The organism is Kocuria tytonicola, from assembly GCF_003687455.1.
GTDB lineage: Bacteria > Actinomycetota > Actinomycetes > Actinomycetales > Micrococcaceae > Kocuria > Kocuria tytonicola.
Window position 1 is genome coordinate 1 of record NZ_PHOA01000082.1, and the last position, 10852, is coordinate 10852.

11 protein-coding genes are annotated in these 10852 nt (G+C 71.3%); 1 reads left to right on the forward strand and 10 read right to left on the reverse strand.

Annotation, left to right across the window (positions count from 1 at the left end):
* The 10 genes from CWC38_RS12410 to CWC38_RS09075 form a co-directional block, all read right to left on the reverse strand.
* Positions 1-419, reverse strand: a 419-nt coding sequence (locus CWC38_RS12410; RefSeq protein WP_240625187.1) for a preprotein translocase subunit YajC, incomplete at its 3' end; no start/stop codon positions are given.
* Between the two features lie 103 nt (positions 420-522).
* Positions 523-1653: a Holliday junction branch migration DNA helicase RuvB gene (gene ruvB / locus CWC38_RS09035; protein ID WP_121846436.1), complete on the reverse strand. Its 1131-nt coding sequence runs from the start codon at positions 1651-1653 to the stop codon at positions 523-525.
* Positions 1654-1655: 2 nt separating this feature from the next.
* Entirely contained in the window at positions 1656-2297 is a 642-nt protein-coding gene (gene ruvA / locus CWC38_RS09040) for a Holliday junction branch migration protein RuvA (protein ID WP_121846437.1), read from the reverse strand.
* 179 nt (positions 2298-2476) lie between these two features.
* A complete protein-coding gene (gene ruvC, locus CWC38_RS09045) occupies positions 2477-3151 on the reverse strand; it encodes a crossover junction endodeoxyribonuclease RuvC (protein WP_121846438.1) in 675 nt (224 codons plus the stop codon).
* Positions 3152-3155: 4 nt separating this feature from the next.
* The gene (locus CWC38_RS09050; protein WP_121846439.1) at positions 3156-3917 is read right to left on the reverse strand and encodes a YebC/PmpR family DNA-binding transcriptional regulator; all 762 of its coding nucleotides are present in this window, start codon (positions 3915-3917) and stop codon (positions 3156-3158) included.
* Between the two features lie 179 nt (positions 3918-4096).
* The gene (locus tag CWC38_RS09055) at positions 4097-4828 is read right to left on the reverse strand and encodes a type 1 glutamine amidotransferase (protein ID WP_121846440.1); all 732 of its coding nucleotides are present in this window, start codon (positions 4826-4828) and stop codon (positions 4097-4099) included.
* A gap of 9 nt (positions 4829-4837) precedes the next feature.
* The gene (locus tag CWC38_RS09060) at positions 4838-6151 is read right to left on the reverse strand and encodes a Mur ligase family protein (RefSeq protein ID WP_121846441.1); all 1314 of its coding nucleotides are present in this window, start codon (positions 6149-6151) and stop codon (positions 4838-4840) included.
* A gap of 29 nt (positions 6152-6180) precedes the next feature.
* Positions 6181-6756, reverse strand: a complete 576-nt coding sequence (locus CWC38_RS09065) for an HIT family protein (protein WP_121846442.1) — start codon at positions 6754-6756, stop codon at positions 6181-6183.
* Positions 6753-8873 (reverse strand): threonine--tRNA ligase, encoded by a 2121-nt coding sequence (thrS, locus tag CWC38_RS09070; protein WP_121846443.1) that lies wholly within the window; start codon positions 8871-8873, stop codon positions 6753-6755. The genes CWC38_RS09065 and thrS overlap by 4 nt, the downstream gene beginning before the upstream one ends.
* Positions 8874-9126: 253 nt before the next feature.
* Positions 9127-9996: a PRC and DUF2382 domain-containing protein gene (locus CWC38_RS09075; RefSeq protein ID WP_121846444.1), complete on the reverse strand. Its 870-nt coding sequence runs from the start codon at positions 9994-9996 to the stop codon at positions 9127-9129.
* Between the two features lie 319 nt (positions 9997-10315).
* On the opposite strand from CWC38_RS09075, the gene CWC38_RS09080 reads away from it, so the two are divergent.
* Positions 10316-10810, forward strand: a complete 495-nt coding sequence (locus CWC38_RS09080; RefSeq protein ID WP_121846445.1) for an NfeD family protein — start codon at positions 10316-10318, stop codon at positions 10808-10810.
* Positions 10811-10852: the final 42 nt, after the last annotated feature.

The following is a 10852-nucleotide window of genomic DNA, read 5'->3' on the forward strand; positions in this document are numbered from 1 at the left end:
GTGGGGTCCGCTGCCGTGGAGCCGTCCTCGGTGCCGCGCGCCGGAGCGGCCGGGGAGGCCGCTTCCGTGCTCGCGGCGTCCTCGGCGTCCGGGGTGGTGGTCTCGACCGCGGGGGTCTCGTCCACCACGGTGGTCACGGTCTGGGAGTGCACCGTGACGAGCTGACCCGGGGAGATCTCCAGGACGGCCTTGTTCTGCTCACGGTCCATGTCCCGCAGCGTGCCGAAGAGACCGAAGCTGGTCATCACGCGCGTGCCGGGCTCCATGGTGGCCTGCTTGGCCTTCATCTCGGCCTGGGCCTTCTTCTGACGGCGCATGGGCAGCCACAGCAGCAGCACCATGACCACGAGCATCACGGGGAGGAACCACGCGGTTCCGCCTCCTGCGGCGGCTTGCTGGGTCTCTGCGAGGATGGTCACGAAGGATCCGTTCTGTCGGGAGTCGATGGGTGTGTCCGCCCCGCCCGCACGGTGGTGCGCGGGGGACGGGCACGATCCACCTCAGCTTAGGGGATGGATCTGGTCAGGCGCTGGATGCGTCGTCGCTCCCCGAGCCCGTGCTCCCTCGATCCGCGCTGCCCGGTTCCGTGCTGAGCGCGGTCCTCAGCGCGGGGTCCTTGAAGGCCGCGTGGTCCGGGACGTCGAGCCCCAGGTGCTCCCACGCCGCCGCCATGGCGATCCTCCCGCGCGGGGTGCGCCCGAGCAGGCCTTCCCGCACGAGGAAGGGCTCGGCGACGGTCTCCACCGTCTCGGTCTCCTCCCCCACGGCGATCGCCAGGGTCGACAGGCCCACCGGTCCGCCGTTGAACTTGCCCACCAGGGCGCTCAGCACGTTGCGGTCCAGCCGGTCCAGACCGCGCACGTCCACCTCGTACATGTCCAGGGCGGCGCCGGCCGCGCGGGCGTCGATGCGCTCCACACCGTGCACGAGTGCCCAGTCCCGGACGCGACGCAGCAGCCGGTTGGCGATGCGCGGGGTTCCCCGCGAGCGGGAGGCCACCTCGCTGAACGCCTCGGACGTCATGGCGAGGTCCAGCAGGGCGGCCGAACGGCGCAGCACGAGCTCGAGCTCCGGCACCGAGTAGAACTCCAGGTGCCCCGTGAAGCCGAAGCGGTCCCGCAGGGGTCCGGGCAGCAGCCCTGCGCGCGTGGTGGCACCCACCAGGGTGAACGGGGGCAGGTCCAGGGGGATGGAGGTGGCACCGGCTCCCTTGCCCACCACGATGTCCACCCGGAAGTCCTCCATGGCCATGTACAGCATCTCCTCGGCCGGGCGGGACATCCGGTGGATCTCGTCCAGGAAGAGCACCTCCCCGTGGGTGAGCGAGGAGAGGATCGCGGCGAGGTCTCCCGCGTGCTGGATGGCGGGGCCGGAGGAGATCCGCAGGGGGACGCCCAGCTCCTCCGCGATGATCATGGCCAGGGTGGTCTTGCCGAGCCCGGGAGGGCCGGAGAGCAGCACGTGGTCCGCGGTGCGCCCCCGCAGCTTGGAGGCCTCGAGCACGAGCGAGAGCTGGGCCCGCACGCGCTGCTGGCCCACGAAGTCGTCGAGCGTGCCCGGGCGCAGGGAGGCCTCGAGCTGCTGGTCGTCGTAGTCGCCCTCGGCGCCCACGAGGCGCTGCGGTCCCGCCACCCCGCGCTCCTCCACGGCCATGCTCAGTGCCTCCCCGTGGGTGCGTGGGTGGTGCCCTTGGCCGTGCCGAGCCACGAGAGCACGGTGCGCAGGATCTCGGCCACGTTGCCGGAGTCCGCGAGCTCGGGCTGGCTCGCAAGGGCGTCGTCGATGCCGCGGGCGGCGTCCTTCTCGCTCCAGCCGAGGCCGGTGAGGGCGTCCACGACCTGCTCGCGCCACACCTGGATCTGCGGCTCGGCTGCGGGGTGGGCGGCGGGCTCCGGGAGCACGAGCTTGTCCGCGAGCTCCAGCACGATCCGCCGGGCGGACTTGGGGCCGATGCCCGGGACGGCCGTGAAGGCCTTGTCGTCGCCGGCCGCGATGGCGCGGCGGGCGTCGTCGGGGCCGAGCACCGAGACCGCGGCGAGAGCGGTGCGCGGACCCACCCCGGAGACCCCGAGCATCACCGTGAAGATCTCCTTCTCGTCCGGCCGGGCGAAGCCGAAGAGCAGCGGGGACTCGTCCTTGCGGGCAATGTACGCGGTGTGCAGGTGCGCCGTGGAGCCCACCCGCAAGCCGGACAGGGTGTGGGGGCTCGCGTGGACCTCGATGCCGAAGCCCGAGACCTCCACCACGGCGAGGGCCGCGCCCACGAAGCGCACCTCACCGGTCACCGAGGCAATCACGGTACTGCTCCCCTCTTCCGGCCGGGTGGCCGGGATCGTGCGGCGCACAGCGTGCCGGGACACCCCTGGGTGCGGCACCCGCGCGCGGCGGCGGGGGCCGACGCGCATTCGAACACGTGTGCGAATCTCTGCCCGCCACTCTAGCAACCGGAGCGGACGGGCTCGGGGCGACGGGGTGTTCAGGCGCGTCCCGTGCTCCGGCGTCCGGGCGCGCCGCCTGGTGCGGGACCCCGGGAGGCGGTCTCCGCGCGGCGCCACGCCTGCTGCGCGGGGGTCAGCGCCGCGCCGCGGGGTGCCTGGGCCGGGCGGGACCCCGAGTGCGTGGAGGTGGCGGCGGCCGCGTTGACGCCGGCCATGCCGCCGCGCCAGCCGTGGCAGACCGCGAGGGCCAGGGCGTCGGCGGCGTCGGCGGGCCGAGGCGGCGCGTCGAGGCGCAGGATGCGGACCACCATGCGGTTCACGGACTCCTTGTCCGCCGAACCGTCCCCGGTGACCGCGGCCTTGACCTCGGAGGGGGTGTGCCAGGCCACGGGGATGCCGCGCCGAGCGGCCGCCGCGATCACGACGCCCGTGGCCTGGGCGGTGCCCACCACGGTCGGCGCGTTGTTCTGCGCGAAGACACGCTCCACGGCGACGACGTCCGGTCGGAAGCGCTCCATGAGCTCCTCCGCGGTCTCCATGATGGTCAGCACCCGGCGTTCGAGCGCCTCGTGGGCGCTCGTCCCGCTCACCTGGACGTGGACGAACGTCCCGGTGCGCTGAGCGGACATGTCCACCACGGCGAAGCCACACCGGGTGAGCCCGGGATCCACGGCGAGCACACGCCGCGTGCCCCGGCCGCCGGGGACCGCCACCCGACTACTCGTCGTTCTCGAGCTCGGCCATGACCTCGGCCGGGATGTTCGCGTTGGAGTAGACGTTCTGGACGTCGTCCAGCTCCTCGACCGCGTCCGCGAGCTTGAGGAACTTGCGCGCGCCGTCCGCGTCCAGGTCCACCTTCATGGTGGCCCGGAACTGGGGGTCGTCGTTGTTGTACTCGAGACCGGCCTCGTCCAGCGCGGTGCGGATCGCGGGCAGGTCCGTGGCCTCGCTGACCACCTCGAAGACGTCGGACTCGTCCAGGACCTCGTCCGCGCCGGCGTCGAGCACGGCCATCAGGACGTCGTCCTCGGTGAGGCCGCCGGTCTTGGCCACCTCCACCACGCCCTTGCGCTCGAAGAGGTAGGCCACGGAGCCGGAGTCCGCCATGGTGCCGCCGTGGCGGGTCACGGCCACGCGCACCTCGGAGGCCGCGCGGTTCTTGTTGTCGGTCAGGCACTCGATGTACAGCGCGGTGCCCTGCGGGCCTCGGGCCTCGTAGAGGATCTCGGTGTAGTCGATCGTCTCACCCGTGAGCCCGGCGCCGCGCTTGACCGCGCGGTCGATGTTGTCGTTGGGCACCGAGTTCTTCTTGGCCTTGGAGACCGCGAGCTCGAGCGCCGGGTTGCCGGAGGTGTCCGCGCCGCCCATGCGGGCCGCCACCTCGATGCCCTTGATGTACTTGGCGAACGCCTTGGCGCGCTTGGCGTCGATCGCCGCCTTCTTGTGCTTGGTCGTGGCCCACTTGGAGTGACCTGACATGGATGACCTCCTCGACAGAGTGCGTCCGGCCACGAACGGGCCGGACGCAATGGTGGATTGGCTCTCATGATACCGAGCGCCACCCCAGCGCTGTCACACCGGGGGTGCGGACGATCCGCGGCAGCCGGCCGCGCACCGTCGTCGTGGTGCGGGAGCGGCCGGGCGCGCGCAGGGCGGGTTCAGCGCGGGCGGGACGCGGCGACGTCGCGGGCGCGCTCGGCCAGCGTGTCGTCCAGCGGTGCCGCGGGCAGGGACTCACCCCGCAGCTCGAGGGCGCGGGAGAGCAGGAAGTCCGCCACGCGGGGGTTCTTGGGCAGCAGCGAACCGTGCAGGTAGCTGCCCAGCACGTTGCGGGTGCGTGCTCCCTCGGTGCCGTCCTCGCCGTTGTTGCCCGCACCCGAGACCACGGTGGCCAGGGGCTCCTGACCGGCGCCCAGGTGCGTGAGCCCCGAGTGGTTCTCGTAGCCCACGATGGTGCCGAGCTCCGGGGACTCCGTGACGATGTTGCCGATCAGCCGCTCGGCGCCGCCCACGGTCTCGAGGTCGAAGATGCCGATCCCCGGCAGGGTCTCCCCCGCCCCCGTGCGGAAGCTGCGGCCGAAGAGCTGGTAGAGGCCGCAGATGGCGAGCATGGGCACCCCGCGCTCCACGGCGTCGAGCAGCCGCGGGGCCACGGCCTGCAGGTCCTCGGCCACGCGGAACTGCCCCGAGTCCTGCCCGCCGCCGCCCACGAAGAGCTCCGCGTGCTCGGGCCACGGGTCGCCCGGGTTGTGGTCCACGATCTCCACGGCGAGGCCGTGGCGCTCGGCGCGGCGCTTGAGCGTGAGCGTGTTGCCCCAGTCGCCGTAGATGTTCATGTCCCGGGGGTAGAGCTGCACGATGCGCAGCGGTGCGGCGGTGTTCTCGACCACGGTGTCCTCCTAGATCGCTGCCACGTGCGTCATGCCGCCCAGGATCTTGCGCAGGGAGAGCATGGCCGTGTAGGTGCAGAAAATTCGCATGGGGCGCTCGCCGGACTGCGCGATGAACTGCTTCAGCGCGTCCTCGAGCTCCGGCTCCACCGTGCCCACGCGCACGAGGTCGTAGTCCAGGCGCAGCGCCATGTCCCACGCCCGCACGCCAGAGACCACGTCCACGCCGCCCGCACGCAGACTGTCGAAGTCCACGTCCCACAGCCAGGAGACGTCCCGACCGTCGGCGTACTGGTCGTTGATCGCGATCATCGTGGCATAGTCCTGCGCGGAGGCCGAGGCCAGGGACAGCCGGAAGCCGGCGGGGTTCTTCACGAGCAGCAGCTGCAGGGGCTTGTCCTCCACCGTAATGGTCTCCCCACGCCCGAAGGCCGGGGTGACGCTGCCGAGCTCGGCCACGAGGGCGGGGACATCGGCGTCGTCGCCCAGGACCTGGAGGCTCGCGGCCAGCGCGGCGGCGGCGTTGTACTGGTTGTAGACGCCGTAGAGGTCCACCGTGGCCTCGTGCGCCGCACCACGCACCTCGAGCTCCACGGTGCGGGCGTTGACGGCGCGCAGCACCACGTCCGCGTCCGGGCGCTGGGTGGAGGGGACCTGGGAGTCCTGCTCCCCCGGGTCCACCTGGCGCAGGCCGTCGCGCATGTCGTCGTCCGAGGGGAACATGGGGCGCAGGGCGTCCGAGAGCCCGAACCAGCTCACACCCGTGCCCGCCGGGAGGTCCTCCGCGAGCCCCGCGATCCGCGGGTCCTCGCGGTTGAGCACCACGGTCTCCGTGGTGGCCAGGGCCACCTGCCGCAGCATGCGACGGGTCGTGTCGATCTCCCCGAAGCGGTCCAGCTGGTCGCGCATCACGTTGAGCAGCAGGCAGATCCGGGGCCGCACCTGCTTCACGAAGTGCACCGCGTGGGCCTCGTCCAGCTCGAGCACCGCGACGTCCGCGTCCAGGCGGCCGAAGGCGTCCATCTCCGCGAGCAGGGAGGCCGCCACACCGCGCACGAAGTTGGAGCCCGTGCGGTTGGTGAACACGCGCAAGCCCTGTGAGCGCAGCAGCTGCACGGTCATCTTGGTGGTGGTGGTCTTGCCGTTGGTGCCGCTGATCACCACCACACCCCGGGGCAGCTTGGCGAGCTCCTCGGCCACGAAGCCGGGGTGCAGCTTCTCCATGAACAGGCCGGGGAAGGCGGAGCCGCCGCCGCGCAGGCTCGACGCCCAGCGCACCCCCTGGCCGAGGAGTCGTACGAGAGGTCGGGACATGGTCTCCATCCTAGTCAGCGGGTGCGAGCACCCGGGGGTCAGCTCTCGGGCCAGGCCCCGGCAATGTCCTCGCGGGTGGAGCCGAGGGTCTGGATGAGCGGTTTGGTGTGGGCCACCACAGGCATGAAGTTCGAGTCCCCCACCCAGCGTGGCACCACGTGTTGGTGCAGGTGCTCCGCCACGGAGCCGCCCGCGGCGGATCCGAGGTTCAGCCCCACGTTGAAGGCGGCCGGGTGGGCCACTTCCCGGACCACGGCCACCGCGGTGCGGGTGAGGGTGTTCAGCTCCCACAGCTCGTCGTCCGTGAGCTCGTCCAGGTCCGCGACGTGGCGGTAGGGGCACACGAGCAGGTGGCCGGGGTTGTACGGGAACAGGTTGAGCACCACGAAGCAGTGCTCACCGCGGTGGACGATGAGCGAGTCCTCGTCCGGGCGCGGCGGCGCGCTGCAGAACGGGCACCCCGGGGGCTGCTCCACCGAGGTGTCCTCCCCGCGCACGTACGCGAGGCGGTGCGGGGTCCACAGCCGCTGGAAGCCGTCCGGGACCCCCGGGAGCCCGAACTCGTCCCGCTGCACACCGTCCCCGTCCGACGCCGCCGCGTCCCGTCCGGTCACGACCGGCCCGACGCTTCCGGGCCCGCGGCGGCAGGATCCTCGACCACGGTCTCCTTCACCTCGAGCCCCCCGGCGGGGGCCGTGGGGTCCTCGTTGCTGCGCTCGCGCACGTGCCGGGTGATCAGCTCCACTGCCTCCTGGCGGCTCACGCCGTTGTGCTGCGAGCCGTCGCGGAAGCGGAAGGACACGGTCCCGGCCTCGGCGTCCTCGCCGCCGGCGATCACCACGAACGGGACCTTGTCCTTGGACGCCGTGCGGATCTTCTTGGGGAACCGGTCCGAGGAGGCGTCCACCTCCACGCGGATCCCCTGCTCCCGCAGCAGCTGGGCGAAGTCCTCCAGGTAGTCGTTGAACGCCTCGGCCACGGGGATCGCGCGGACCTGCACGGGGGCGAGCCACGCGGGGAACGCCCCGGCGTAGTGCTCGGTGAGCACGCCCATGAAGCGTTCCACGGAACCGAAGAGCGCACGGTGGATCATCACCGGGCGCTGCCGGGTGCCGTCCGAGGCCTGGTACTCCAGGTCGAAGCGCTCCGGCAGGTTGAAGTCCAGCTGGATGGTGGACATCTGCCAGGTCCGGCCAATCGCGTCCCGGGCCTGCACCGAGATCTTGGGGCCGTAGAACGCCGCCCCGGCGGGGTCCGGCACGAGCTCCAGCCCGGAGTCCTCGGCGACCTCCTGCAGGGTGCGGGTGGCCTCCTCCCAGATCTCGTCCGAGCCCACGAACTTGTTCGGGTCCTTGGTGGAGAGCTCCAGGTAGAAGTCCTCCATGCCGTAGTCCTTGAGCAGGGAGAGCACGAAGTTCAGCGTGCCGGTCAGCTCGTCCTTCATCTGCTCACGGGTGCAGTAGATGTGGGCGTCGTCCTGGGTCATGCCGCGCACGCGCGTGAGCCCGTGGATCACACCCGACTTCTCGTAGCGGTACACCGCGCCGAACTCGAACAGCCGCAGCGGCAGCTCGCGGTAGGACCGGCCGCGGGAGCAGTAGATCAGGTTGTGCATGGGGCAGTTCATGGGCTTGAGGTAGTAGTCCTGGCCCGGCTTGGTCAGCTCACCGGTCTCCGGGTTGCGTTCCTCGTCCACGTGCATGGGAGGGAACATCCCGTCCCGGTACCAGTCCAGGTGTCCCGAGACCTCGTACAGGTGGCCCTTGGTGATGTGCGGGGTGTAGACGAACTCGTACCCGGCGCGCGCGTGGCGCTCGCGTGAGTAGTCCTCCATCTCCTTGCGGATGATCCCGCCCTTGGGGTGGAACACCGGCAGTCCCGAGCCCAGCTCGTCCGGGAAGGAGAACAGGTCCAGCTCCACACCGAGCCTGCGGTGGTCGCGGCGCTCGGCCTCGGCCAGCCGCTCCTTGTAGGCCTTCAGCTCGTCCTTGCTGGGCCACGCGGTGCCGTAGATCCGCTGCAGCTGCTGGTTGTCCTGGTCCCCGCGCCAGTATGCGGCCGCGGAGCGCATCAGGGCGTAGCCGTTGCCGATGTGCTTGGTGTCCGGCAGGTGCGGACCGCGGCACAGGTCCCGCCAGACGACCTCGCCGCTCTTGCGGTCCACGTTGTCGTACACGGTCAGCTCGCCGCCGCCCACCTCCACGGAGGCACCCTCGGCGGAGCTCTCCACGGCACCCGAGCCGGGGCCGCCGGCCAGGTCGATGAGTTCCAGCTTGTACGGCTCGTCCGCCATCTCCTCGCGGGCCTCGTCCTCCGTGACGCTGCGGCGGCGGAAGATCTGGTTCCTGTTGACGATCTTGAGCATCGACTTCTCGAGCTTCTTCAGGTCCTCGGGCGTGAACGGCTCCGCGACGTCGAAGTCGAAGTAGAAGCCGTCCGTGATGTACGGGCCGATGCCGAGCTTGGCGTCGGGGCGCAGCTCCTGGACGGCCTGGGCCATGACGTGCGCCGTGGAGTGGCGCAGCACCTCGAGCCCCTCGGGGTCGCTGACGAGCACACGCTCCACCACGTCCCCGTCCCGCAGCTCGGTGGAGAGGTCCTTCAGGACGCCGTTGACGTGCGCCACCACCACGTCGCGCTGCTCGGTGTAGAGCTGGGCGGCCGTGGTTCCCGACTCCGCGGTGCGGGGCTCGCCGTCCACGGTGAGTCGAAGGTCAGGGGCGTCCGTCATGGTGTGTCTCCTCGTGAGTCCAGTGGGTGCCCGCCCGTACCGGGGGCGCGCAGAGCGCGGGGCGCGCCGGAGCGGCGCCCGCGACCTCCCCGATGCTACCGCCTCGTCACGCACGCGCACGACGCCGCCCGGGCAGGTCGGTGCGGTCAGCGCCCGGCGGACGGGGCCGCGGCCCGGGACGCACGTGTGCCCCGGGTGGATCACCCGGGGCACACGTGTCAGTGCTCACGCGAGGTCACTCGCGCGTGGTGCTTCAGCGGCGGGGAGCCTCGCCGTTGCGGCCGAGATCGTCGCGGCCCACACCGTTGCGGTCCACGTCGGTCTCGACGTCGACCTGCTCCTTCTGGACGTCCGCCTCGACGCGCTGGGTCTCGCGGACGGTCTGCTTGTTCAGCCCGACCTCCTCGACGGCCACGGTTTCCTTCTCGACGACGGGACGCTCCTCGTGCAGGGTGACGTCCACCTCTTCCTCGCCGATCCGGCCGGTGCCTGCGTGGGCCTCGGTGCCGTTGAGGGGGGTCCGCTCCACGGTGACCTCTTCGCGCTCCACGGGAACGTCGACGGTCTCGTGGTCGGTCACCACGTACTTGCGCAGGCGGGCGTGGCCGGCCTCGCGCTGCTGGGTGCCCACGTTGAGGCGCTCCTCGTGACGGATCACGGAGGCGTCCTCACCGGCGGCGGCGCGGCGGTCCTGGTCCACACCGGCGCGGTCGTGGTCGCGGTCGGCGTGGCGCTGACCGGCCCCGGCGACACCCGCGGTGCCCGCAGCGGCGGCGTTGCGGTCACGGTCGGTGCCCGCGGTGCGGCCGCCGTCGTAGTTCATCTCGTAGTAGCGGTACAGCTCCTCCTCCTCGGCGGGGGACAGGTGCTGGTCCGCGTCCACCTTCGGGGCGTCCTTGATGACGTCCTTGGTGTAGGGAAGAACCACGCGGTCGCCGTCCTGACGAGCGCCCTTGACCGGCACGAAGTTCTCCTTGGCGCCGAACAGACCGGTGTTCACGGTCAGGAACGTGGGCTCGCCGGAGTTGTCGTCCAGGAACACCTGCTCGACCTTGCCGATCTTGTCGCCGTCGGAACCGTAGGCCGTGCTGGACAGAATTGCATTCACGTCGAACGTGGACATCGCATTAACTCCTCAGTAAGTCTCTGCTCGCGACGCACGGGTTGCGCGCCGCAGGCCGTCGCACCCGCAAGTGGGTGTGCGGTCCGGCTTCGTGACACATATTACGGGTACTGATGATCTGTGCACCCGATTTCTCTCACGGAAAAACCCGCGCGCCGGTGCGCTGCCCCGCGCGCGCCGTGTGGTGGCCGCACCGGAGCCACCCGGTTCCGGGGTCGTGGAGGTGTCGTGGGGCACAATGGGACGGAGGCAGTGGTGGGAGCTCCCGGTGGGCACCGGGGCGGTTCCCACCCGATTCGCAGCAGAACGGAGTTCCGACGTGTGGGATGCACTGGTCACGAATCCGTGGCTCTTCTGGTTGATCGTGATGCTGGCCCTGGCGGCCGTCGAGATGCTCACCCTGGACTTCCTGTTCCTCATGATGTCCCTCGCCGCGCTCGTCACGGCGGGCGTCAGCCTGGTGGTGGAGAACGTCACCCTGCAGGTGGTGCTCTTCGCCGTGGTCTCCGTGCTGCTGATCTTCCTCATCAGACCCGTGGCCCTGCGCCGGCTCAACCGCTCCACACCCAGCACCCGCTCCAACGCCGAGCGGCTGATCGGGCTGCCGTGCACCGTGCTGGAACCCGTCACCCAGCGCAGCGGCCTCGTGCGCCTCGAGGGGGACATCTGGACCGCCCGCACCGCGGACGGGGCCACCCTGCCCGAGGGCGCGGACGTGCACGTCCCCCGCATCGACGGCGCCACGGCGGTGGTGGGCGCCACGGCTCCCGCCTCGCCGGAGGCCCCGGGGCACGCGCGCGGCGTGCGCCCCTGACCCGCCCCCCGGCGGCGTCGTGCCCCGGTAGCGCGCGGACAC

Bases quoted from the DNA above. Each gene is read 5' to 3' on its own strand.
- ruvB (WP_121846436.1), bottom strand. From the start codon at position 1,653: ATGGCCGTGGAGGAGCGCGGGGTGGCGGGACCGCAGCGCCTCGTGGGC.
- CWC38_RS09050 (WP_121846439.1), bottom strand. From the start codon at position 3,917: ATGTCAGGTCACTCCAAGTGGGCCACGACCAAGCACAAGAAGGCGGCG.
- CWC38_RS09060 (WP_121846441.1), bottom strand. From the start codon at position 6,151: ATGGAGACCATGTCCCGACCTCTCGTACGACTCCTCGGCCAGGGGGTG.
- thrS (WP_121846443.1), bottom strand. From the start codon at position 8,873: ATGACGGACGCCCCTGACCTTCGACTCACCGTGGACGGCGAGCCCCGC.
- CWC38_RS09075 (WP_121846444.1), bottom strand. From the start codon at position 9,996: ATGTCCACGTTCGACGTGAATGCAATTCTGTCCAGCACGGCCTACGGT.